The 22,782-nt window shown below is 62.4% G+C and carries 20 protein-coding genes; 11 read left to right on the top strand and 9 right to left on the bottom strand.

Annotation, left to right across the window (positions count from 1 at the left end; translation table 11 throughout):
- The first annotated feature begins 70 nt into the window (after positions 1 to 70).
- The 3 genes from modA to modC are packed head-to-tail and all read left to right on the top strand — an operon-like array spanning position 71 to position 2,597.
- Positions 71 to 820: a molybdate ABC transporter substrate-binding protein gene (modA, locus tag V7747_RS07665; protein WP_335615459.1), complete on the top strand. Its 750-nt coding sequence runs from the start codon at positions 71 to 73 to the stop codon at positions 818 to 820.
- A 12-nt stretch (positions 821 to 832) separates the two neighbouring features.
- Positions 833 to 1,510, top strand: coding sequence for a molybdate ABC transporter permease subunit (gene modB, locus V7747_RS07660; RefSeq protein ID WP_335615458.1), 678 nt, complete (start codon positions 833 to 835; stop codon positions 1,508 to 1,510).
- A gap of 10 nt (positions 1,511 to 1,520) precedes the next feature.
- A complete protein-coding gene (gene modC, locus V7747_RS07655; RefSeq protein WP_335615457.1) occupies positions 1,521 to 2,597 on the top strand; it encodes a molybdenum ABC transporter ATP-binding protein in 1,077 nt (358 codons plus the stop codon).
- Here modC and V7747_RS07650 read toward each other — a convergent pair.
- Together V7747_RS07650 and V7747_RS07645 are read right to left on the bottom strand one after the other, a co-directional pair.
- On the bottom strand, positions 2,594 to 3,268 hold the full coding sequence (locus V7747_RS07650; RefSeq protein WP_335615456.1) for a restriction endonuclease: 675 nt from the start codon (positions 3,266 to 3,268) through the stop codon (positions 2,594 to 2,596). The genes modC and V7747_RS07650 overlap by 4 nt on opposite strands.
- An 84-nt stretch (positions 3,269 to 3,352) precedes the next feature.
- On the bottom strand, positions 3,353 to 3,661 hold the full coding sequence (locus tag V7747_RS07645) for an ArsR/SmtB family transcription factor (protein WP_335615455.1): 309 nt from the start codon (positions 3,659 to 3,661) through the stop codon (positions 3,353 to 3,355).
- 101 nt (positions 3,662 to 3,762) lie between these two features.
- Here V7747_RS07645 and V7747_RS07640 point away from each other — a divergent pair, with 101 nt between their 5' ends.
- A complete protein-coding gene (locus V7747_RS07640) occupies positions 3,763 to 4,851 on the top strand; it encodes an NADH:flavin oxidoreductase/NADH oxidase (RefSeq protein WP_335615454.1) in 1,089 nt (362 codons plus the stop codon).
- A 74-nt stretch (positions 4,852 to 4,925) separates the two neighbouring features.
- Here V7747_RS07640 and V7747_RS07635 read toward each other — a convergent pair whose 3' ends face one another.
- The gene (locus V7747_RS07635; protein ID WP_335615453.1) at positions 4,926 to 7,103 is read right to left on the bottom strand and encodes a TonB-dependent receptor; all 2,178 of its coding nucleotides are present in this window, start codon (positions 7,101 to 7,103) and stop codon (positions 4,926 to 4,928) included.
- A 234-nt stretch (positions 7,104 to 7,337) separates the two neighbouring features.
- Between V7747_RS07635 and V7747_RS07630 the strand changes: the two genes are divergently transcribed.
- Positions 7,338 to 8,927 (top strand): ABC-F family ATPase, encoded by a 1,590-nt coding sequence (locus tag V7747_RS07630; protein WP_335615452.1) that lies wholly within the window; start codon positions 7,338 to 7,340, stop codon positions 8,925 to 8,927.
- On the opposite strand, the gene V7747_RS07625 is transcribed toward V7747_RS07630, so the two are convergent.
- From V7747_RS07625 to V7747_RS07610, 4 genes are all read right to left on the bottom strand, one after another.
- Positions 8,924 to 9,664, bottom strand: a complete 741-nt coding sequence (locus V7747_RS07625) for a DUF1294 domain-containing protein (RefSeq protein WP_335615451.1) — start codon at positions 9,662 to 9,664, stop codon at positions 8,924 to 8,926. The two genes, V7747_RS07630 and V7747_RS07625, sit on opposite strands and share 4 nt — an antisense overlap.
- A gap of 171 nt (positions 9,665 to 9,835) precedes the next feature.
- A complete protein-coding gene (locus tag V7747_RS07620) occupies positions 9,836 to 10,990 on the bottom strand; it encodes a glycerate kinase (RefSeq protein WP_335615450.1) in 1,155 nt (384 codons plus the stop codon).
- Entirely contained in the window at positions 10,990 to 12,348 is a 1,359-nt protein-coding gene (locus V7747_RS07615; protein WP_335615449.1) for a GntP family permease, read from the bottom strand. Before V7747_RS07615 ends, V7747_RS07620 begins: the two co-directional genes overlap by 1 nt.
- Before the next feature lie 177 nt (positions 12,349 to 12,525).
- Positions 12,526 to 13,635 carry a sugar diacid recognition domain-containing protein gene (locus V7747_RS07610; protein ID WP_335615448.1) on the bottom strand — a complete coding sequence of 370 codons (1,110 nt, stop codon included), beginning with the start codon at positions 13,633 to 13,635 and terminating at the stop codon, positions 12,526 to 12,528.
- A gap of 112 nt (positions 13,636 to 13,747) precedes the next feature.
- On the opposite strand from V7747_RS07610, the gene V7747_RS07605 reads away from it, so the two are divergent.
- Complete coding sequence (locus V7747_RS07605) at positions 13,748 to 13,954, top strand: PA3496 family putative envelope integrity protein (RefSeq protein ID WP_335615447.1); 207 nt, start codon at positions 13,748 to 13,750, stop codon at positions 13,952 to 13,954.
- Here V7747_RS07605 and V7747_RS07600 read toward each other — a convergent pair.
- Complete coding sequence (locus tag V7747_RS07600; protein ID WP_335615446.1) at positions 13,948 to 14,895, bottom strand: LysR family transcriptional regulator; 948 nt, start codon at positions 14,893 to 14,895, stop codon at positions 13,948 to 13,950. The genes V7747_RS07605 and V7747_RS07600 overlap by 7 nt on opposite strands.
- A 253-nt stretch (positions 14,896 to 15,148) precedes the next feature.
- On the opposite strand from V7747_RS07600, the gene V7747_RS07595 reads away from it, so the two are divergent.
- The 5 genes from V7747_RS07595 to V7747_RS07575 all read left to right on the top strand — a co-directional run bounded on the left by V7747_RS07595 (position 15,149) and on the right by V7747_RS07575 (position 21,040).
- Complete coding sequence (locus V7747_RS07595; RefSeq protein WP_335615445.1) at positions 15,149 to 16,564, top strand: acetyl-CoA carboxylase biotin carboxylase subunit; 1,416 nt, start codon at positions 15,149 to 15,151, stop codon at positions 16,562 to 16,564.
- A 51-nt stretch (positions 16,565 to 16,615) separates the two neighbouring features.
- Positions 16,616 to 18,430, top strand: coding sequence for a sodium-extruding oxaloacetate decarboxylase subunit alpha (gene oadA / locus V7747_RS07590; RefSeq protein ID WP_335615444.1), 1,815 nt, complete (start codon positions 16,616 to 16,618; stop codon positions 18,428 to 18,430).
- Between the two features lie 129 nt (positions 18,431 to 18,559).
- Positions 18,560 to 19,267 (top strand): carbonic anhydrase, encoded by a 708-nt coding sequence (locus tag V7747_RS07585; protein ID WP_335615443.1) that lies wholly within the window; start codon positions 18,560 to 18,562, stop codon positions 19,265 to 19,267.
- A 188-nt stretch (positions 19,268 to 19,455) separates the two neighbouring features.
- Entirely contained in the window at positions 19,456 to 19,947 is a 492-nt protein-coding gene (purE, locus tag V7747_RS07580; RefSeq protein WP_092287050.1) for a 5-(carboxyamino)imidazole ribonucleotide mutase, read from the top strand.
- Between the two features lie 10 nt (positions 19,948 to 19,957).
- A complete protein-coding gene (locus tag V7747_RS07575; protein WP_335615442.1) occupies positions 19,958 to 21,040 on the top strand; it encodes a 5-(carboxyamino)imidazole ribonucleotide synthase in 1,083 nt (360 codons plus the stop codon).
- 401 nt (positions 21,041 to 21,441) lie between these two features.
- Here the strand turns inward: V7747_RS07575 and V7747_RS07570 are convergent, their stop codons facing one another.
- On the bottom strand, positions 21,442 to 22,662 hold the full coding sequence (locus tag V7747_RS07570; protein ID WP_335615441.1) for an acyl-CoA dehydrogenase family protein: 1,221 nt from the start codon (positions 22,660 to 22,662) through the stop codon (positions 21,442 to 21,444).
- Between the last annotated feature and the right edge of the window lie 120 nt (positions 22,663 to 22,782).

The raw sequence follows: 22,782 nt of genomic DNA, 5'->3' as shown, positions 1-22,782 counted from the left end.
CTTGCCATTCGTTATATAACCAATAATATAGCGCTTTATCACGCCCGCTACGCGACCACAGGATTTCACCATGCGCCCGTTGTTCACTGCGCTGCTGCTCTGTCTGCTGCTGCCAGCCACAAGCGCCCAGGCAGGCAAGGTAACCGTGGCGGTAGCTGCCAACTTTACGGCGCCGATGCAGGCGATTGCCGACGCTTTCACCGAGGATACCGGGCATCAGCTTACCCCGGCCTTCGGCTCCACCGGCCAGTTGTATGCGCAAATCAGCCATGGCGCCCCGTTTGATGTGTTCCTCGCCGCCGATGCCAGCACGCCGGCCAAGCTTGAGGCCGAAGGTCGCACGGTGACTGGCTCACGCTTTACCTACGCCACCGGCGCGCTGGCACTGTGGTCCGCACAAACGGGGCTGGTCGATGCCAAGGGCGCGGTTTTGCACAGTGATCGCTTTCAGCATCTGGCTATCGCCAATCCGAAAACCGCCCCCTACGGCTTGGCAGCCTTGCAGGTCATGCAAGGTATGCAGTTGGCCGATAGCCTGGCGCCCAGGCTGGTGGAAGGTCAGAGCATCGGCCAAACCTACCAGTTTGTTGCCAGCGGCAACGCCGAGCTGGGCTTTGTCGCGCTGTCACAGATTTATCGCAACGGCGAGCTAAGCAGTGGCTCCGCTTGGCAGATACCTACTGCGCTGCACGATCCGATTCGTCAGGACGCGGTCCTGCTGCAACGTGGCGCCAACAACCAGGCGGCCAGGGCGCTGCTGGCATATCTGCAGGGTGAGCGGGCGAAGACGATCATTCGCACGTTCGGCTACCAGCTCTAGGCCCGCCGCCGGATGCCGCTTTCTGCCGCCGACTTCGCCGCTATCTGGCTGACACTGCAGCTGGCCGGCCTGACCACTGCCCTGTTGCTGCTGATCGGCACGCCGCTAGCCTGGTGGTTGGCGCGAACCCGCAGCTGGCTGAAAGCGCCGATTGGCGCCCTCGTCGCTATGCCGCTGGTGCTGCCCCCCACAGTGATCGGCTTTTACCTGCTGGTCGCCATGGGCCCGCAGGGACCGGCTGGTGCACTGACCCAGAGTCTCGGTTTGGGCACCCTGCCCTTTACCTTCAGCGGGCTGGTGGTCGGCTCACTGGTCTATTCGCTGCCCTTCGTGGTGCAGCCGATTCAAAACGCCTTTGAGGCGATGGGCAACCGCCCACTTGAGGTCGCCGCTACCCTGCGGGCCGGTCCGTTTGATCGCTTTGTACATGTTGCCCTGCCGCTGGCCCGGCCCGGCCTGATCACCGCCAGCGTGCTGGGCTTTGCCCACACCCTCGGCGAATTTGGCGTGGTACTGATGATCGGCGGCAACATCCCGGATAAGACCCGGGTGGTGTCAGTGCAGATATTCAACCACGTGGAGGCCATGGAGTATGCGCAGGCGCACTGGCTGGCCGGCGGCATGCTGGTGTTCTCCTTTGTCATTTTGCTCACCCTGCAGAGCCGCGGTCGCAGCCGCATGTTCAACTGAGGCGGCCGCCATGCATGCACGCTTTCGTTTACCGCTGGACAGTTTCACGCTGGATGTCGATCTCGCGCTGCCGGCGCGCGGTGTGACCGCGTTGTTCGGCCCCTCGGGGTCCGGCAAAACCAGCCTGCTGCGCTGTATTGCCGGACTGGCGCAGGCGCCCGAAGGCAAGCTGACGCTGGGCGACAACTGCTGGCAAGACAGCACCCGCAAGCTGTTCGTGCCGACTCACCAGCGCGCACTGGGGTACGTTTTTCAGGAAGCGAGCCTGTTTGACCACCTGTCGGTCGAGGATAATCTGCGCTTTGGCCTGAAACGCATCGCCGCCGGTGACCGCCGCCTACAACCCCAACAAGCGGTCTCTCTGCTCGGCTTGGAAGGCCTGCTGCAGCGCAGGCCACAGCACCTGTCCGGTGGCGAGCGTCAACGTGTCGCGATTGCCCGCGCGCTGCTTGTCAGCCCGCGCTTGCTGTTGCTGGACGAGCCGCTGAGCGCGCTGGACGCACCGCGCAAGGCCGAAATCCTACCGTACCTAGAACGCCTGCACGGCGAACTGGAAATCCCGATCATTTATGTCAGTCATGCGCTGGAGGAAGTCATTCGCCTGGCTGATCATCTGGTTCTGCTCGACAACGGCCAAGCGTTGGCCAGTGGCCCGCTGCAGACGATGCTGCCGCGGCTCGATCTGCCGCTGGCCCGGAGCGACGACGCCAGCGTGGTGATCAACGGCACTGCCACGGAGTACGACAGTGACTATCAGCTACTCAGCCTGCAGCTGCCGAAGAGTGATCTCTGCTTGCGTGTAGCCCACCAGCCAATTGCACCGGGACGGCCGCTACGCCTGCGAGTACAGGCGCGCGATGTCAGCCTGAGCCTGCAGCAACCACAACACAGCAGCATTCTCAACCTGCTGCCGGTTCGAGTCGTGGCGGTGGCCGCCGCCGACAACCCGGCACACCTGCTGGTGCAACTGGATATGCAGGGCAGCGCGCTGCTGGCGCGAATTACCCGTTACTCCAGCGACCAGCTCGGTCTGCATCCGGGGCAAGCGCTGTGGGCACAGATCAAGTCGGTAGCGCTGCTCGGCTAAGCCCGTTTGCGGCTGGCCAAAACCCAACGCTGCAACCGCGCACCGTCAACCAGTTCAAGCTGCCGCTCGGCGGCAAACATCTTCGCCTCCGCCGTGAATCCGCCCCGGGTCACGACAAAACCACCGGCCGCGCCTTCACTTACCACCCGCGCAAACAGATCCCGTAACGGCGCCACTTTCAGCTGCCGGGCGTGCCAGTAACGGCAATGCACCAAGTAGCGCTCGCCGGCCTGTTGCAGCAGCAGATCGCAGCTGCCATCGGGCTCGGGCAAGGTGTTGCCGAGCACACGATAGCCCTTGCTGCGGAAGGCTTGTTCCAGCAGGTGTCTGAACGCTGGCCACTCCATAGTCTGTAACAGTACTGCCGGTGCTGGCGGCGGCGTTGCTTGCAGATGCCGCTGCTGCGCCACGCGATAGCCCAAGGCGGCGAGCGCCACGGCGCAGAAGCCGAACGGCAACAGGTACTGAGCGTAGCGGGCCAGTTGGCGAAACAGGGAGTCGGTCAACACGCCGCCGCCGGCAGCACGGTCGAACAGCGGCAGCGGGCTACTGGCAAAGGGGTGCAGCAACAGCCAGCTGAACAGCGCAAATACCAGATTGATCCACCAGGGCAGACGACCGAGCAGAATCAGCAGATCGGAAAGTAGTGCAGGGCGTTGACTACGGGCCATCCATGACTCCTCAACAATGGCGTACTGCCATTACGGATAAACCATAGATTGGCATTATCCAGCGGTAAATTGCAGACCGAACGTTTACCGGCGGGCGTGTTGCGCCAGTATCGCTGTCAGCAGCCCCGGAAAACGCTCCTCCAGTTCAGCGCGGCGTAGCGAGTTCATGTGCGTGGTACCCACACCTTTGGTGCACACCAGGCCGGCATCGCGCAGTACCCTGAAATGGTGAGACATGCTGGATTTGGGGCGCCCACCGTCCAACTCACCGCAGCTGGCCTCAGCCACTTCGGACAGGCGTTGCACTACTTCCAGACGTACGGGATCGCTGAGCGCATAAAGCACTCGCTCAAGACTGAAGTCACTTGCCGGAGGATGTTTGAAAGGTCGCATGGGGCAAATCATACACAAGGCTTTACTTATGATCCATAGTTCCAATATTATCGAACAACTGAACAAAACCCCTGCGGGTCTTCAACACTAGCGGAGTTATCATGGCTGCACTATTCCAACCCTTTTCCCTGAAAGACGTCACGCTGCGCAATCGCATCGCGGTACCGCCGATGTGCCAGTACTCGGCAACCGACGGCCTGGTCAATGACTGGCACTTGGCCAATTACACCGGCATGGCACGCGGCGGCGCCGGACTGGTGATCGTCGAAGCCACTGCCGTGGCGCCGGAGGGCCGTATCACCCCTGGCTGCGCGGGTATCTGGAACGATCAACTGGCCGAAGCCTTCATCCCCGTGGTGCAGAGCATCAAGGCCCAGGGTGCGGTTCCCGGCATCCAGATCGCCCACGCCGGCCGCAAGGCCAGTGCCAACCGGCCCTGGGAAGGTGACGACCACATCGCCAACGAGGACCCGCGCGGCTGGCAGACTATCGCTCCGTCCGCCGTCGCTTTCGGCGCTCACCTGCCCAAGGCGCCCAGCGCCATGACACTGGACGACATCGCCCGCGTGCGTAACGATTTCGTTGCCGCCGCCAAACGCGCTCTGGCAGTGGGTTTCGAATGGCTGGAGCTGCATTTTGCGCACGGCTACCTGGCCCAAAGCTTCTTCTCGCCCCACGCCAATCAGCGCACCGACGCCTACGGCGGCAGCGCAGAGAATCGCGGGCGTTTTCTACTAGAGACGTTGCGCGCCGTGCGCGAGGTCTGGCCGGAGCACCTGCCGCTGACCATACGGTTTGGCGTGATCGAGTTTGATGGCCGTGATGAGCAGACATTGCAGGAGTCGATCGAGCTGACCCGTCAGTTCAAGCAAGCCGGGATGGACATGCTGAGCGTCAGCATGGGCTTCAATACGCCCGACGCCAAGATTCCCTGGGCGCCTGCGTTCATGGGGCCCATCGCCAAGCGGGTACGCGACGAAGCCGGCGTGCCGGTGTCATCCGCATGGGGGTTTGGTGAGCCGCAGATTGCGGAAAAGGCGGTCGCGGACGGGCAGCTGGATCTGGTTCTGGTCGGTAAGGCGCACCTGGCCAACCCGCACTGGGCCTACCACGCCGCCCGCGAACTGGGGATCGACAAGGCATCGTGGACACTGCCCGCGCCCTACGCGCATTGGCTGGAACGCTACTAGGTCGGGATTTAGCCAATCCGGCGCTAGCGCGAAAAAGCGCGACGAACCTCCGGGTTCGCCGCGCTTTTTTTGGTTTAGAAGTCCAGCGTGGTCGACACTACCAGCGTACGCGGTGCCCCAACGGTCAGATAACCGGCACCGGGGTAGCCACCAGCCGAGGCCCAATAGTCGCGATTAGCCACGTTCTCGACCCGCGCACGCACTGTCAGCTCCTGCGCATCGTTGATCAGCATGCTGTAACGCGCGCCCAGGTCAAAGCGTGTCCATGACGGAATCTCGCGGCTGTTGTCGGCATCAATGTACTGCTCGCTGGTGTAGATCACACGACCGTCAAAGGCCAGGCCATCGACGCCGGGCACCAGATAGTCCAGCCCCAGATTTGCTTGCAGCTCGGGCGCACCAATGCCTTCATTGCCTTCCAGTTCGGTGTCGAGCAGGCTGAAGCCGCCCAGCACCGTGAGGTCGTTGGTGGCCATACCGAAAGCGTTGAACTCCAACCCACGGTTGGTCTGCTTGCCAATCACGCCGTAGACATTGGTTGCGGCATCCAGACCGGCTTCCGGCTTGCGGCTGCGGAACACGCCGAGACTGCCACCCACACGCCCGCCGTCGTACTTCAGTCCCAGCTCGGTTTGCCGCGTGATATAAGGGTCAAGTACTTCGCCGGCGTTCGCAATCGGCGTACCGCTCGACAGCTCTGCCACACGGTCGCCCTTGACCAACCCTTCAATGTAGTTGGCATAAGCCGAAAGCTCGGGGTTGATGCGATACACCACACCGGCAATAGGCGTGACCGCGTCTTCATTGTAGGAAGCCGTGCGCGATCCGGTATCGTAAGCATAGCTATAGCTGGCGATGTTCTGCTGGCGTACGCCCACAGTCACCAGCAGCGCCTCATCCAAGAGCGAAAGGGTATCGGCCAACGCGTAGCTGCTGGTGCGAGTACGCTCGGTAACCTTGGGATCGCTGAGCGACCCGGCCCCGCTGAGTGCAGCAGAAGGTTCGGCAACATCTACCGGACGGTGGATGTTGCTGAGGACGTCGCCCGCGAAGCTGGACGCACCCCAGGCGTTGCGCGATTTCATCTCGTAAGTGGAGGCCGAAGCGGTCAGCGCGTGGCCGACCGGGCCGGTGTCGAACGCAAAGCGCAGGCCAATGTCGCCGGTGACCACCTCATCTTCACGCACATTGTAAAAACGATAAGCCGAGGTATCTCCAGCGCTGTTGATGACTGTCGGGTTGGCAAAGTTGCCTTCCTCTTCGCTGGTACGCATGCCACCGGCTACCCAGCCGGTCAGCGCATCATTGAAGTCGTACTCGGCGCGCAGAGTGCCAAAGGTGTCCTCGGCATTGGAGTAGGTCCAGCGCTGCGCCACGCTGTCATCGGCAGAGGGCGCCGAGGGCACCGGTACGCCAGCGCGAATGGTGATATTCGGCTGGGCCGCATCCACCTCGTGATCCTGATAACCCAGGTCGGCAGAGATACGCAGCTTGTCGCCTCGGTAATCGGCCCCCAGCGCCAGCAGACCCAGCTCGCCGGACTCGCCGTCTACCGCCACATCGCCATCGCGGCGCGCCATGTTGAGACGCAAACCAACGCGATCGTCGGCGAAACGGCGGCCAAAATCACCTGCAGTGTAGTATTGACCACCAGAGCGCACGCCCGCAGTCACCTCGTTCAAGGCCTCGTTGGGCGCGCGCTTGGGTACGATATTGATCGCGCCACCCAAACCGCTGCCGCCAGGCGCGGCACCGTTGAGGAAGGCATTGGCACCGCGCAGCACCTCCACCCGCTCGACAAACTCGGTACCCATGTACTGACGGGGCAGCAGGCCGTAAAGGCCGTTATAGCTGATATCGTCGGAGAAAATCGGCAACCCGCGCACCATGTACACCTGCTGGAAGTTGCCGAAGCCCCGCGCCACACGTACCGCGGGGTCATTCAGCAGCACATCACCGATACTGGCAGCCTGCTGATCCTGAATCAGCGTCTGTGTGTAGCTGGTAGCGGTGAACGGCGTGTCCATATAATCCTGGTTGCCGAGAATCCCCACCCGCGAACCTGCCGCCACCTGACCGCCAGCGTAAGGCGGCGGCAGGCCATCGGCCGACGCGTCGGCACTGGCACTAACTGTCAGGGAGGGCAACTCGACGGCATCATCAGTCTCCTGCGCGTGCGCCAGCGCGCTGGCAAAAACCGAAGACAAGGCCAGCGACAGCGCCGTGCGTCTGAATACAAGGGAAGGGTTCATGGGCAGCTCTCTGAATAGCGTGCGATGCGCCGGGCAAACCGCAACAGCAGATTGGTTAATAATGTTAACGATTCGCATTATACCCATGACAGATAGAAAGACCAGCACGCCGCCAACCACCCGCCGGTCTGCGGGCACCGCCCTGCTCTGTCGTTTCCGGGCCGTTGTCAGTACAATGCGCCGCCCGTCCTCTGCGGCGAGCTCATTCACTTTTATCTCCAGCAGGACTCTGCCTTGATCTCCACCGCCAATATCACCATGCAGTTCGGCGCGAAGCCGCTGTTCGAGAACGTCTCCGTCAAATTCAACAATGGCAACCGATACGGTTTGATCGGCGCCAATGGCTGCGGCAAGTCGACGTTCATGAAAATTCTTGGCGGCGAGCTGGAGCCCTCCGGCGGTCAGGTGATGCTGGAGCAGAATGTGCGCCTGGGTAAGCTGCGGCAGAACCAGTTCGCCTACGAAGAGTTCAGCGTGATCGATACCGTGATCATGGGCCACGAGGAGCTGTGGAAGGTCAAGGCCGAGCGCGACCGTATCTACTCGCTGCCGGAAATGAGCGAAGAAGACGGGATGAAAGTCGGCGAACTGGAGGGTGAATTCGTGGAAATGGACGGCTACACCGCCGAATCCCGCGCTGGCGAACTGCTGCTGGGGCTGGGTATTCCGCTGGAGCAGCACTTTGGCCCGATGAGCGAAGTGGCTCCCGGCTGGAAGCTACGTGTGCTGCTGGCCCAGGCGCTGTTCTCCGACCCCGACGTACTGCTGCTCGACGAACCCACCAACCACCTGGATATCAACACCATCCGTTGGCTGGAAAGCATTCTCACGGCGCGCAACAGCACCATGATCATCATTTCCCACGATCGCCACTTCCTCAACAGCGTGTGTACGCACATGGCGGACCTGGATTTTGGTGAGCTGCGTCTGTTCCCCGGAAACTACGACGAGTACATGACCGCCGCCACCCAGGCCCGCGAGCGTCTGCTCTCCGACAACGCCAAGAAGAAAGCGCAAATCGCCGAGCTGCAGACCTTTGTCAGCCGCTTCTCGGCCAACGCGTCCAAAGCCAAACAGGCCACCAGCCGCGCCAAGCAGATTGACAAGATCCAGCTGGATGAGGTCAAGCCTTCCAGCCGCGTCAGCCCCTTCATTCGCTTCGAGCAGCACAAGAAGCTGCATCGCCAGGCGGTGACGCTGGAGAACGTCAGCCAGGGCTTTGATGGTGAAGTGTTGTTCAAGAACCTGAGCCTGCAGATCGAGGCTGGCGAGCGGGTGGCCATTATCGGCCCCAACGGTATCGGCAAGACCACCCTGTTGCGCACCCTGGTCGGGGAAATGGCGCCGATGAAAGGCGAGGTGAAGTGGGCCGAAAGCGCCGACGTGAGCTACTTTGCCCAGGATCACGCCGACGACTTCAAGGATGACTACACGCTGTTTGACTGGATGGGCCAGTGGACCCAGGGCGGCGAGCAACTGGTGCGCGGCACCCTCGGCCGCATGCTGTTCTCCAACGACGACATTCTGAAATCGGTCAAGGTGATATCCGGCGGCGAGCAGGGCCGTATGCTGTTCGGCAAGCTGATCCTCAAGAAAGCCAACGTGATGCTGATGGATGAGCCCACCAACCACCTCGACATGGAGTCCATCGAGGCGCTCAACCTGGCACTGGAAAACTACCCCGGCACCCTGGTCTTCGTCAGCCACGACCGCGAGTTCGTCAGCTCGCTGGCCACGCGCATCATCGAGCTGTCGGAAAACGGCGTGACCGACTTCTCCGGCACCTACGACGACTACCTGCGCAGTCAGGGCGTGTTGTTTTAACCGGCAGCCAAACCCAGTAGTTGCAGCGCGCTAGCGCTGTAACGCGCGCCCAGCAACAGCCAGTCGAACCAGAAAGCCTGGTGCAGCAGCACGATCAGCCAGAACACCGCTTGGAATGAGGCCTTGCGGGTCTTGTGCCGAAACACCTGCTGGGCGATTAACGCGCCGGGCCAGCCACCCAGCAACTCGGTGATGTGCAGGGTGTTTTCCGGGGTGCGCCAGCGGCCGCTTTCGGCGCTGCGCTTGTCGATCGCGTACTGCACGAAACTGGCGATACTCACCAGCAGATAGGCCATCAGCGGCCACGCCGTGGCCTGCTGCCTGAGCACACCGATGCTGCCCAGCAGCGGCAACACCACCAGCAAAGCCAATACCAACAGCTTCAACGGCAAACGACGGATGCCCGCGTGCGGCCGCACGCTACGCTGAGGGCGAGCAACCTTGGGACGCGCCGACGCTGGCCCTGGCTTACCAGCGGCGCCTTTCTCGCTTGCCTGCGGTTTACGCCTGATCGCGGCGCGATCGATGCTCAGCCCCTCGCCACGCATGTGTTCTGCCCGCGGCCTGCCCCTCTCATCCTTGCCGGCAAGGTAATACACCGTGCTGCCTGCTGTCGGGCGAGCATCACCGCGCACCGCCGAGATATGCACAAACAGCCGCTCGCTACCGTCTGCTGGCTCGATGAAACCAAAGCCCTTGTCGTCGTTCCAGTTGATCAGTTTGCCGCGCAACTCCATCTGCCTTGCCTTCCTCGGTGCCGGCCATGTTGGTCAGCGCTTTATACCATGAGGTGATGCCTTCGCCGTGAAAACCATCAGTGGCGTTAGCCGCATCTAATCAGATGTTAACCGCCAGAGCTGTACTGGCGTCCTCGCAGCAACCATCCGGCTGATGCGAAAAGGGTGTTCTCATTGCGCAGGCAGTGGGCTCGCGTTACCCGCAATCTGCCACAATCGAGCCAGGTCGGCGGCCCGCGCGGTGAGCTGGGCAGCAGCCTCATCCATGGCCTGTTCCAGCGTCAGCGGACCGGGCGCCAGACTGAACGCGGCAGCGATACCTTCGGCATAAAGCCGTTGATACCCCTCCCCCAGGCTACCCGCCAGAGCAATCACAGGGACGCCGGCGCTGCGCGCCAACCGCGCTACACCGACCGGTGTCTTGCCATGCAGGCTTTGACCGTCGAGGCGCCCTTCACCGGTAATCACCAGATCCGCGCCCTGCAGCATCTCGGCCAGGCCGCACAGCTCGGCCACCAGCTCTACGCCGGGGCGGAACTGCGCCTTGAGCACCGCCTTGGCGGCAAAACCCAGGCCGCCGGCGGCACCCACGCCCGGAAAATGCCGCACATCCTCGCCCAGGGTGGCGCTCATCACATCGGCAAAGTGCGCCAGCGCCTGATCCAGCTGCGCCACTTGCTGCGCACTGGCGCCCTTCTGCGGGCCAAAGATCGCTGAGGCGCCCTTGGGGCCGCACAGCGGGTTGTCCACGTCGGCTGCGACCATCACCTCCAGCCGGGCCAGGCGCGTATCCAGCCCGGTCAGGTCAATGTGCTGCAGTTGCTGCAGCGCAGCGCCGCCGGGCTGCAGCTCGTTACCATCGGCACCCAGAAAGCGCACACCCAGGGCGTGCAGCAAACCTGCACCGCCATCGTTGGTCGCACTGCCACCGAGGCCCAGCACCAGCCGCCGGGCACCGGCATCCAGCGCTGCACGAATCAGCTCGCCGGTACCAAAGCTACTGGCCCGCAGCACATCGCGTTGCTGCGCCGCCACCAGGTGCAAACCGCTGGCAGACGCCATTTCGATCATCGCTTGCTGCCCCGGCAGCCAGCCCCAGTGCGCCAACACCGGTGCGCCTAGCGGGCCCTGCACCTTGCATTCACGACGCTCGCCGGCGGTCACGGCGAGTACCGCATCCACCGTACCTTCGCCGCCGTCAGCCATCGGGCAGAGCAGCAGCTCGGCGTCGGGATACACCCGCGCCCAGCCGGTAGCAATGGCTTCGGCCACAGCGCCGGCGCTGAGGCTTTCCTTGAAGGAGTCAGGGGCGATAACCAGTTTCATCAGAGCAGTACCAGACTCAGCAGCCACACGGTGATAATGCCGGCAATGCCTTGCATCAGGGTGCCCATGGTCTGTGCTTTGTAGGCCGTGCCAACACTCATGCGGCTGAACTGGGTCACCACCCAGAAGAAGCTGTCGTTGGCGTGCGACACCGTCATGGCACCCGCGCCAATGGCCATGACGCAGAGCACCCGACCCATTTCACTGTCGAGACCCAGCTGGCCCAGCAGGGGTGCCACCAGGGCAGAGGTAGTGACCAGGGCAACCGTGGTAGAGCCCTGCGCAGACTTGAGCGCGGCCGAGACGATAAAGGGCATGAAGATGCCAATACCCAACGCCGACAGCGTCGCACCCAGGTAGTCACCCAGCGGCGTGATTTTCAGCATCGCGCCAAAGGCACCGCCAGCACCGGTAATCAGCAGAATGGGCGCGGCGGCCTGAATGCCTTCAACCACGCGCTCGTGAAACTCCTCACGCCTGTTGTCCGAACGCAGCAGGGTGCAGGCCAAACCGAGACCGACGGCCAGCGCCACCACGGGCTGCCCAAGAAAGGCCAGCACGGTAAACACCACGCCCTCGCCCACCGGCTTGGCCGGCAGGTTGGCCAGCGTGCCCAGGCAGATCAGGCCAATCGGCAGGAAAATCGGCGCAAAGGCCTTGGTGGCACTGGGCAGCACACCGTACTTGGCGCGGATCTGCTCGTAGTCTTCGCTATCCATCACGTGGGTGCCATTATCGACCAGTTCAATGTCCTTGCCGATAAAACGGTTGGCCCACAACATACCGGCCAGCGCGGTCACCATGGAGACCACCAGGCCAACCAGAATCACCAGCCCGAGGTTGTTTTCCAGCCCCAGGTTACCGGCGGCGGCAATCGGGCCAGGGGTCGGCGGCACAAAGGTGTGCGAGGCATACAGACCGGTCGCCAGGGCCACGCTCATGGCGATCACCGAGATCTTCATGCGCGCCGCCAGCGCGTTCTTCAGCGAGTTGAGGATCACGTAACCAGAGTCGCAGAACACCGGAATCGACACCAGATAGCCGATGATCGACATGGTCAGCGTCGGGAAGCGTTCGCCGAGCAACTTGATGACCGTCTCGGCCATGGTGATGGCGGCGCCACTGCGCTCCAGGATCACACCGATGATGGTGCCCAGCACAATCACGATGCCGATGTAACCGAGGATGCCGCCAAAACCACCGGTGATCGTCTTGACGATCTCCATGGTCGGCACTTGATAGGCAAAGCCGGCCAACAGCGCAGCGGCGAGCAAGGCAAGAAAGGGATGCAACTTGAGGCGCGCGGTCGCGAGGACGATAAACGCGATCAGGGCGACGAGAATCAGGACCAGACCCATGACTGAACTCCTTTTTATTGTGTGTGCCGTAATGGGTTATAGCGCTGCCGGCAGCAAACTGCCGCAGCCAAGCGAACATTGTTGCCCAGCTGAGCGGCAATTACCCTATGCGTGTGCACAATAAAAAAGACTAATTAGACCAACCGATATAGGCATTCGCCCAATAAGAACCGCAGGCTATTGCTCGGGCAACAACGACAAGCCGATGCTCAACAACACCCGGTGCGGCATCGCATCCAGGTTCAGTCCGGTGATCTCGGCGATGCGCTCAAGGCGGTACCGCAGGCTGTTGCGATGAATCGCCAGCGCCGCGGCGCAGCTCTGCGCGTGGCCGTTATGCGCCAGCCACACGCGCAGGGTGTGCAGCAGCTGGCCGTTGCCGTCAGCCTGGCGCAGCGGCTCCAATGGCGCCAGCAACTGATGAACAGTCCAGGAGGGTTGCAGGTGGTGCAGCAGCACCGCCAGCCGGTAATCGGCCAGGCGGATCAGCCGTTCGGACAGGCGCAGATCCTGAGCGTAATCACGCAGACCCAGTAGCGCCTCGCTGGCCTCGCGCAGATCGGCCAGGCTGACCACCGGCTCCGCGATCAACAGCCGGCCCACGGGCCATTCGCGCTTGTCGACCTGCTCCAGCCAGCTCTGCTTTGGCGCGTGCGCTTTGCCGCTGCGCAACCACAGCACATCGTGCAGGCCCAGCGGCAGGATAATATCGGCCGGATGGCGGGCGCGCATCTGCGTCACCAATTGCCCCTGAGCGTGCTGGTGATCGGTCTCGGCCGACAGGCAGATCAGACAGGGTTGCAGCGGCCAGACCCAGCGCATGCGCAGGCGTTCGGCGTCTTCGGTAAGGTTCTCGACCGCGTATTTGCGATCCAGCAGGTTCACCAGCCAGGCCTCCTGTTGCTGCCCGCGCCAGTGTTGCTCGGCCTGCAACACACGCTGCTCGACCAGCATCTCGGCGGTCATGCGCAGCAGCTCGGCAAAGGGCCGCACCTGCTCGGGGTCACCGGTAATGCCCAGCACACCGACCAGCCGTCCGGTGTGCAACAACGGCAGGTTGATACCCGGCTTGACGCCCTGCAGACAGGCCGCGGCCTGCTCGTCCAGCGCGACCACCCGCTGGTTGGCCAGCACCAGCTGCGCGCCTTCGTGACGGGTATCCAGCCGGCTGCTGTCGCCGCTGCCGATGATCAGCCCCTGACGGTCCATCACGTTGACGTTGTAAGGCAGGATTGCCATGGCACGGTCAACTATGTCTTGTGCCAGATGCCGGTCCAGCTCGAACATGCGCTGCCCTCCAGGTTCACGACAGGCGGTCATCGCCTGTCATCATCGCGTCATCCCGCAGTCTGCATCATGGGGCCGTTGCCCCAAACTCAGTGACGCGGGAGAAAGCCCCATGGCCTTTGATCCAGACTACCTCAGTGACAGCAGCTCGGCTAACAACCAGCGCCGCGAACGGCGCCGCCAGGAAGACAAGCGGCGCATGGCCTACCGCCGCGCCATCGAAGATTACCGCGAGAGCCAGAGCCTGCAGGCGACCTTCTGCGACTTCCCGGAACTGCTCGGCCAGACCGACCACCACCGCAGCCAGCGTCTTTACTGAGGCAGCGGCGGCTCAAAAGGCGCGGCGAGCTGGCGGATCAGCGCCCGCTCCTCACGCAGGAATGCCAAAAAGGCCTCGGCCACCGGACTGAGGCGCTTGCCGCGCGCATGCACCGCGCACCAGCTGCGCATCAGCGGCAGCTCCACCACGTTAAGGCAGACCAGTTCGCCATGCCGAATATAGGGTGCAGCCGCATGGCCCGGCACCAGCGCGACGCCCAGTCCGGCAATGGCGCCCTGCACCAGCGCCTCGGTCGAGCCCAGCTGCATGGTCTGCTGCAGGTGCACCCGCTTGAGCTGCAGAAACTCGTCGCACGCCTTGCGAATGCCGGAGCCCGCCTCGCGTTGCAACACCATGCTCGCCTCCAGCCGCGATAGCGGCAGCTGCTGCTGGCCCGCCAACGGATGATCCGGCGCCGCTACGGCGACTATCGGATTGTTCAGGAAAGGAAAGAACTCCAGCGCGCGATCAGCCGGCACCAGCCCCATGAGCACCAGGTCGTCACGGTTGTCTGCCAGCCGCTGGATGATTTGCGCGCGGCTGGCTACCTCGACGTGAAAACTGATCTCCGGGAAGCGTTGCCGAAAGGCCGCCAGCAGGTGCGGCAAGACGTACTGAATGCTGCTCGCCGCCGCTAGGCGCAGCTCGCCACGCAAGCTGCCCTGCAGGCTGGAGAGATTCATCTCGAGGCTGTCCAGGCGATCGAAGATGTCGCCACTGGCCGCCAGCAGGGATTCGGCGGCTTCGGTCAGATAGAGCTTGCGCCCCACATACTCGAACAGCGGCAGCCCCACCTGCTCCTCCAGCTGGCGAATCTGCAGACTGACCGCCGGCTGGGTCAGCGACATCGCTTCCGCCGCGCGGCTGTAGGAACGGCTGGCGCACACGGCACGAAACACCTGCAGCTGGCGCAGGGTCATTCGCAGCAGGGATTTACGCATATGGTCTAACCTGAATGGGTACTTTTACCGGCGCAGCGAAAGCACGCCAACCGGCAGAAATGATGGCTTATAGCTTATCCATAAGCAATTACTTATAGATAAGCCAAATATTATTCATTTCACATGTGCAGACCAGCCACCTAGGGTAAGCAAAGAAATATTTTGCAATGTATCGCCCGCCGGCCACGCACCGGCGCGGGGATACGCAACGCTTTCGAGGCTCCACTCGATCACCCACACGAGGAACGCGTACGTGATCAAGAAAATCCTGATTGCCAACCGTGGTGAAATTGCGGTTCGCATCGTTCGCGCCTGTGCCGAGATGGGCATCACTTCGGTCGCGATCTATACCGACGCCGACCGCTATGCCCTGCACGTGAAGCGGGCCGACGAGTCCTACAACGTCGGCAGCGATCCGCTGGCCGGCTATCTGAATCCACGCCAGCTGGTGAACCTGGCGGTCGAGACCGGCTGTGATGCGCTGCATCCCGGGTACGGTTTCCTGTCCGAAAACGCCGAGCTGGCCAACGTCTGCGCCGAACGCGGGATCAAGTTCATTGGTCCGTCCGGCGATGTGATTACCCGCATGGGTGACAAGACTCAGGCCCGCCGCAGCATGATCGCCGCCGGCGTGCCAGTAACCCCCGGCACCGAAGACAACCTGGCCGACCTGGCCGAGGCGCTGCGCGAAGCCGAGCGTGTGGGTTACCCGGTGATGCTCAAGGCCACCTCCGGTGGTGGCGGGCGCGGAATTCGTCGCTGTAACGACAAGGCCGAGCTGGAGCAAGCCTGGCCCCGGGTAATCTCCGAAGCGACCAAGGCCTTTGGCTCGGCCGATATTTTCCTCGAGAAGTGCATCGTCAATCCCAAGCACATCGAGGCGCAGATCCTGGCCGACAGTCATGGCAATACCGTGCACCTGTTTGAGCGCGACTGCTCGATCCAGCGGCGCAACCAGAAGCTGATCGAAATTGCCCCCAGCCCACAACTGACCCCAGAGCAGCGCGCCTACATCGGCGACCTGGCGGTAAAGGCGGCGCAGGCGGTGGGGTACGAGAACGCCGGCACCGTGGAGTTTCTGCTCGCCGAAGGCGAGGTGTACTTCATGGAAATGAATACCCGGGTACAGGTCGAGCACACCATTACCGAGCAGATTACCGGCATCGATATCGTGCGTGAGCAGATCCGTATTGCCTCCGGCCTGCCGCTGTCGATCAAGCAGGAAGACATCCAGCACCAGGGCTTTGCCATCCAGTTCCGCATCAACGCTGAAGACCCGAAGAACAACTTCTTCCCCTCCTTCGGCAAGATCACCCGCTATTACGCCCCTGGCGGCCCCGGCGTGCGCGTGGATACGGCGATCTACACCGGTTACACCATTCCGCCGAACTACGACTCCATGTGCCTGAAACTGATTGTCTGGGCGCTGAGTTGGGAAGAGGCCATGGACCGCGGTCTGCGCGCGCTGGACGACATGCGCCTGCAAGGGGTGAAAACCACCACGCCCTACTACCAGGAAATTCTGCGCAACGAGGAATTCCGCAGCGGCGTGTTCAATACCAGCTTTGTCGAAGCACACCCGGAACTGCTGAACTACTCGGTAAAACGCAAACCCGAAGAATTGGCCCTGGCCATCGCTACCGCGATTGCTGCGCACGCCGGACTATGACCCTAGCGGCAAGCCTGACGCTTGAAGCTTGCAGCTGATGAGGAACAAAGAATGAGCACTACACGCAAAATCACCGTAACCGACACCATCCTGCGCGATGCCCACCAATCGCTGCTGGCCACCCGCCTGCGCACCGAAGACATGCTGCCGATCTGCGGCAAGCTGGATCAGGTGGGCTACTGGTCGCTGGAAGTCTGGGGCGGCGCCACCTTCGACGCCTGCGTGCGCTTCCTCAAGGAAGACCCCTGGGAGCGCTTGCGCCAACTGCGCGCCGCGCTGCCCAACACCCGCCTGCAGATGCTGCTGCGTGGCCAGAACCTGCTTGGCTACCGCCACTACAGCGACGACGTGGTCCGCGCCTTTGTCGCCAAGGCGGCCGAAAACGGCATCGATGTGTTCCGCATCTTTGATGCCATGAATGACGTGCGCAACCTCAAGGTCGCCATCGAGGCCGTCAAGGCCGCCGGCAAGCACGCCCAGGGCACCATCGCCTACACCACCAGTCCGGTGCACACGGTCGAGGCATTCGTGAAGCAGGCCCAGGCCATGGCCGATATGGGCGTGGACTCCATCGCCATCAAAGACATGGCCGGCTTGCTGACCCCCTTCGCCACCGGCGAATTGGTCAAGGCGCTGAAAGCCGAACTGGATCTACCCGTATTCATTCACTCGCACGATACCGCGGGCCTGGCCTCCATGTGTCAGCTCAAAGCCATCGAGAACGGCGCCGACCATATCGACACCGCCATCTCGTCCATGGCCTGGGGCACCAGCCACCCGGGCACCGAGTCCATGGTTGCCGCGCTCAAGGGCACCGAATTCGATACCGGTCTGGATCTGGAGTTGCTGCAAGAAATCGGCATGTACTTCCACGCCGTGCGCAAGAAGTACCACCAGTACGAGAGTGACTTCACCGGCGTGGATACCCGCGTACAGGTCAACCAGGTACCCGGCGGCATGATGTCGAACCTGGCCAATCAGCTGAAAGAGCAAGGCGCGCTGGACCGCATTCAGGACGTGTTCGCAGAGATTCCGCGGGTGCGTGAGGACCTCGGCTTCCCGCCGCTGGTCACCCCGACTTCGCAGATCGTCGGCACCCAGGCGGTGTTCAACGTGCTGGCCGGCGAGCGCTACAAGACCATCACCAACGAGGTGAAGCTGTATCTGCAAGGTCGCTACGGCCAGGCGCCCGGCAAGATCAACCAGAAGCTGCAACGTCAGGCCATCGGAGGTGAAGAAGTGATCGACGTACGTCCGGCCGATCTGCTCAAACCGGAGATGGACCGCCTGCGCGGTGAAGTCGGCGAACTGGCCAAGACCGAAGAAGACGTGCTGACCTACGCCATGTTCCCGGACATTGGCCGCAAGTTCCTCGAAGAGCGCGAAGCCGGCACGCTGAAACCGGAAGAACTGCTGCCACCGCCCGGCGAAGGCGGCTCTCCGGCTGCCAGCAGCGAAGGTGTCCCGACCGAGTTCATCATCGACGTGCACGGTGAGTCCTACCGCGTCGACATCACCGGCGTGGGCGTCAAGGGCGATGGCAAGCGCCACTTCTACCTGAGCCTGGACGGCATGCCGGAAGAGGCCGTATTCGAGCCATTGAACGCCTTTGTGGGCGAGGGTAGCGGCAAGCGCAAGCAGGCCAGCGAGCCCGGCCACGTAACGACCAGCATGCCCGGCAACGTGGTCGACGTACTGGTTGCCGTGGGTGACAGCGTCAAGGCCGGTCAGGCTGTGCTGGTCAGCGAAGCGATGAAGATGGAAAGCGAGATTCAGGCCGCCATCGCCGGCACCGTGAAAGCGGTCAACGTCGCCAAGGGTGATCGCGTGACGCCCGGCGACATTCTGATCGAAATCGAAGCCTGAGCCGGTGCCGCCAGCGGGTGGAAACACCCGCTGACAAATAACTGCACCGGCGCCCTCAGGCGCCGGTGTCGTATGGGACCCAGCAATCGTCTATCCCAACAGTACAAACCTGATGATTGAGACTGCGATATGAACAACGACTCCAGACGCAACGAAACAGCCGACGAGGCCCTCAAGCAGATCGTCGATGGCTTCAACCGCTTCCGCAATGAGGTGTATCCCACCCAGCAGGAGCTGTTCAAACAATTGGCGCACGAGCAGATTCCGCGCGCCATGTTCATCACCTGCGCCGACTCGCGCGTCGCGCCCGAGTTGATCACCCAAAGCGCGCCGGGCGATCTGTTCGTCTCGCGTAACGTCGGCAACGTGGTACCGCCCTACGGCCAGATGATGGGTGGCGTGTCCACCGCCATCGAGTTCGCTGTACTCGCGCTGAATGTGCAGCACATCATCATTTGCGGTCACTCCGACTGCGGCGCGATGAAAGCGGTACTCAACCCCGCCACCCTCGACTCGCTACCCACGGTCAAGGCCTGGCTGCGCCACGCTGAAGTAGCCAAGATCGTGGTCGAGGACAACTGCAGCTGCCAGGAAGAGCAGCTCGGCATGATGACCGAAGAGAACGTGATCGCCCAGCTGCAGCATCTGGCAACGCACCCCTCGGTCGCCTCGCGCCTGGCCCGTGGCGAGTTGTTCATCCACGGCTGGGTATACGACATCGAAACCGCACACATCCGCGCCTACGACTCGGAAGCCAACGAATTCCGTCAGATCGGCGACGGCCCGCTGCCCATGGCCACCCCCAAGGCGCGTTACCCGGTCACCGCCAAGCGCTGAGACCACGGGCAATACAGCATTCTGTATTGCCCGCAATCGGGTTATACTTCGCCGCTTGATTCTATTTTGCAGCGCGGGCCGCTCTCTGCAGCACCCGCACTGTGTTCTCCAAGCCACGACAGGTCTCTGCCGTGGCTTGTTGGTTTTTACCGTCTGCGGGCGGCAACACTGAGCGAGGCACAAAACAGATGAGCGCACTGGTTGGCGTGATCATGGGCTCCAAGTCCGACTGGTCCACCCTGAGCCATACGGCCGATATGCTGGATCAACTGGGCATTCCCTACGAAGTGAAGGTGGTCTCCGCCCACCGCACTCCCGACCTGCTGTTCCAGTACGCCGAAGAAGCGGCTGGCAAGGGCATTGAAGTGATCATCGCCGGGGCCGGCGGCGCCGCCCACCTGCCGGGCATGTGCGCCGCCAAGACGCACCTGCCGGTACTCGGCGTGCCGGTGCAGTCGTCCATGCTCTCCGGTGTCGACTCACTGCTCTCCATCGTGCAGATGCCCGCCGGCGTGCCGGTGGCCACCCTGGCGATCGGCAAAGCCGGCGCGGTTAACGCGGCGCTCTTGTCAGCCAGCATCCTTGGCGGCAAGCACCCCGAGTTCAGCCAGGCGCTGCAGGATTTCCGCGCGCAGCAGACCGAGAACGTACTGAACAACGCCGACCCGCGTCAGGCCTGAGGAAGCGATCATGAAAATCGGTGTAATCGGTGGCGGTCAACTGGGCCGCATGCTCGCTCTGGCCGGCACTCCGCTGGGCCAGCAGTTCGTGTTCCTCGACCCCGCCCCGGATGCCTGCGCGCAGGCCCTGGGCGAGCATATTCTGGCGGACTACAACGATCAGGATGCGCTGCGCCAGCTAGCTGAAAACGTCGATGTCGTCACCTTCGAGTTTGAAAGCGTACCGGCCGACACCGTCGCCTTTCTGGCGCAGTTCGTACCGGTTTACCCCAATGCCGAAGCCTTGCGCATTGCCCGCGATCGCTGGTTCGAGAAGACGATGTTCCGCGACATCGGCATACCCACGCCAGAGTTTGCTGACATCCAGTCGCAAAGCGATCTGGACGCCGCCGTTGCCGCCATTGGGCTGCCCGCCGTCATGAAAACCCGCACCCTGGGCTACGACGGCAAGGGCCAGAAAGTCCTGCGCGCGCCCGAAGACGTGGCTGGCGCCTTTGCCGAGCTGGGCAGCGTGCCCTGCATTCTGGAAGGCTTCGTGCCCTTCACCGGTGAAGTCTCGCTGATCGCCGTCCGCGCTCGCGATGGCGAAACCCGCTTCTACCCGCTGGTGCACAACACCCACGAAAACGGCATCCTCAAACTCTCGGTGGCCAGTACCGCGCACCCGCTGCAAGCCCAGGCCGAGGCCTACGTCGGCAAGGTACTGGATCAGCTGGATTACGTTGGCGTGATGGCATTCGAGTTCTTTGAAGTGGACGGCGGCCTAAAGGCGAATGAGATCGCGCCACGCGTGCACAACTCCGGGCACTGGACCATCGAAGGCAGCGAGTGCAGCCAGTTCGAGAACCACCTGCGCGCCATCGCCGGCCTGCCGCTGGGCTCGACCGCCAAGGCGGGTGAAAGCGCGATGCTGAATTTTATCGGTGAAGTTCCCTCCGTCGAGGCCGTCACGGCCATCGAGCAGTGCCATCTGCACCACTACGGCAAAGCCTTCAAGGCTGGCCGCAAAGTAGGCCACGCCACGCTGCGCTGCGCTGATATGGCAACGCTGAAAACGCGGATTGCTGACGTTGAGGCGCTGATCAAGGATTGATCAAAGCTGCGCAATGAAAAAGGCGCAACACAGCTGTGTTGCGCCTTTTTGGTTTCCCGGAATTAACCAAACTCTCAGAATGCACGAACCAAGGTCCCGTCTACGCGGGTGAGTAGCGCAGAACTACCGGGAAAAAGGTGCTCGCGATGTCTGAGGTGCGCAGCGCCGAGTTTGCGAGCACCTCCGGTCGTTCGAGCAACGCAGCGAACCCGCAGGGCCGCGTAGCCGGGTGCCGCGGGGGATCGCCAAGGCGAAAAACGTCTCGCCAGAAGACACTCCTTCCGGCAATGCAACTCAAAAACGGACGCGGAGCGTCCTCGCCAGCGTTCCCACGCAGAGCGTGGGAACGATCAGCCCCGCAGCACCGAGTGGTGCCGCAGGGCTGCCTGCCGCTCAGCACATCACAAGAAACGCTTAAGCTCCGCCTTGGCGATGGCATTGCGATGCACCTCATCCGGGCCATCCGCGGTGCGCAGGTGACGCGCGTAGACGTAAAGCTGCGCCAGCGGGAAGTCGGAGGAGAAACCACCGGCACCGTGCGCCTGAATCGCCCAGTCGATCACCTGGCAGGCCATGTTCGGCGCCGCCACCTTGATCATCGCAATCTGCTTGGCCGCTACCTTGTTGCCCACGGTATCCATCAGATAGGCCGCGTTCATCACCAGGAAGCGCGCCTGGTCGATCATGATCCGCGACTCGGCAATACGCTCACGCCAGACACCCTGCTCCGACAAAGGCTTGTGGAAGGCTACGCGCTTGCTCAAACGCTCGCACATCAGCGCCAGCGCACGTTCGGCCTGGCCGATCACGCGCATGCAGTGGTGAATGCGGCCTGGCCCCAGACGGCCCTGGGCGATCTCGAAGCCCCTGCCCTCGCCCAGCAGCATGTTGCTGGCCGGCACCCGCACGTTATCAAAGACAATTTCCGGGTGGCCGTAAGGCGGGTCCATGTAGCCGTAACAGCCCATATCGCGCAGCACAGTCACACCGGGGGTATTCATCGGTACCAGAATCATCGACTGCTGCTGGTGACGGCTGGGGTGCTCGGGATCGCTCTTGCCCATCACCACCATGATTTCACAGCGCTCGTTGGCGGCGCCCGAGATGTACCACTTGCGGCCATTGATGACGTACTCGTCGCCATCACGTTCGATACGGGTTTCGATATTGGTCGCGTCAGAGGAGGCCACCAGCGGCTCGGTCATGGCGAAAGCCGAGCGAATTTCGCCATTGAGCAGCGGCGTGAGCCAACGCTCCTGCTGCTCCTTACTGCCGTAGCGCGCCAGCACTTCCATGTTGCCGGTGTCCGGCGCGCCACAGTTGAAGACTTCCGACGCCCACATACCCGGCACCCGCCCCATCAGCTCGGCCAAGGGTGCGTATTCCATGTTGGTCAGCCCCGGACCGTGCTCGGCCTCCGGCAGAAACAGGTTCCACAGACCTTCGGCACGCGCCTTGGCCTTGAGCTCCTCCATCAGCTTGACGGTGGTGTAGGCATTGCCGGCCTTTTCGTTGGCGCGGATTTCTTCTTCGTAGGCCTGCTCATTGGGGAAGATGTGCTCATCCATAAAGGCGGCAACGCGCTTCTGCAGATCCAGACCCCGTTCGGTTTGCTGATACATGACGTAACTCCTGACTCGGTTCGCAATCGCCCGACTGGGGGCGTCCTGGCAATCAAAATCTCAATACACATGTGTATTGTCAACTGTGTATGGAAAGCGATATGACGCCGCCTTCGTCTG

This window comes from Halopseudomonas sp. (assembly GCF_036960865.1).
Lineage (GTDB): Bacteria > Pseudomonadota > Gammaproteobacteria > Pseudomonadales > Pseudomonadaceae > Halopseudomonas.
The sequence above is the reverse complement of the archived record's forward strand: the minus strand, read 5'-3'. Positions and strand labels throughout refer to the sequence as shown.

Bases quoted from the DNA above. Each gene is read 5' to 3' on its own strand.
- V7747_RS07600 (WP_335615446.1), bottom strand. From the start codon at position 14,895: ATGCGTAAATCCCTGCTGCGAATGACCCTGCGCCAGCTGCAGGTGTTT.
- purE (WP_092287050.1), top strand. From the start codon at position 19,456: ATGAGCGCACTGGTTGGCGTGATCATGGGCTCCAAGTCCGACTGGTCC.
- V7747_RS07570 (WP_335615441.1), bottom strand. From the start codon at position 22,662: ATGTATCAGCAAACCGAACGGGGTCTGGATCTGCAGAAGCGCGTTGCC.
- V7747_RS07640 (WP_335615454.1), top strand. From the start codon at position 3,763: ATGGCTGCACTATTCCAACCCTTTTCCCTGAAAGACGTCACGCTGCGC.
- oadA (WP_335615444.1), top strand. From the start codon at position 16,616: ATGAGCACTACACGCAAAATCACCGTAACCGACACCATCCTGCGCGAT.
- V7747_RS07585 (WP_335615443.1), top strand. From the start codon at position 18,560: ATGAACAACGACTCCAGACGCAACGAAACAGCCGACGAGGCCCTCAAG.
- V7747_RS07615 (WP_335615449.1), bottom strand. From the start codon at position 12,348: ATGGGTCTGGTCCTGATTCTCGTCGCCCTGATCGCGTTTATCGTCCTC.
- modB (WP_335615458.1), top strand. From the start codon at position 833: ATGCCGCTTTCTGCCGCCGACTTCGCCGCTATCTGGCTGACACTGCAG.
- V7747_RS07635 (WP_335615453.1), bottom strand. From the start codon at position 7,103: ATGAACCCTTCCCTTGTATTCAGACGCACGGCGCTGTCGCTGGCCTTG.
- modA (WP_335615459.1), top strand. From the start codon at position 71: ATGCGCCCGTTGTTCACTGCGCTGCTGCTCTGTCTGCTGCTGCCAGCC.
- V7747_RS07650 (WP_335615456.1), bottom strand. From the start codon at position 3,268: ATGGCCCGTAGTCAACGCCCTGCACTACTTTCCGATCTGCTGATTCTG.
- V7747_RS07605 (WP_335615447.1), top strand. From the start codon at position 13,748: ATGGCCTTTGATCCAGACTACCTCAGTGACAGCAGCTCGGCTAACAAC.
- V7747_RS07610 (WP_335615448.1), bottom strand. From the start codon at position 13,635: ATGTTCGAGCTGGACCGGCATCTGGCACAAGACATAGTTGACCGTGCC.
- V7747_RS07620 (WP_335615450.1), bottom strand. From the start codon at position 10,990: ATGAAACTGGTTATCGCCCCTGACTCCTTCAAGGAAAGCCTCAGCGCC.
- V7747_RS07625 (WP_335615451.1), bottom strand. From the start codon at position 9,664: ATGGAGTTGCGCGGCAAACTGATCAACTGGAACGACGACAAGGGCTTT.
- V7747_RS07575 (WP_335615442.1), top strand. From the start codon at position 19,958: ATGAAAATCGGTGTAATCGGTGGCGGTCAACTGGGCCGCATGCTCGCT.
- modC (WP_335615457.1), top strand. From the start codon at position 1,521: ATGCATGCACGCTTTCGTTTACCGCTGGACAGTTTCACGCTGGATGTC.
- V7747_RS07645 (WP_335615455.1), bottom strand. From the start codon at position 3,661: ATGCGACCTTTCAAACATCCTCCGGCAAGTGACTTCAGTCTTGAGCGA.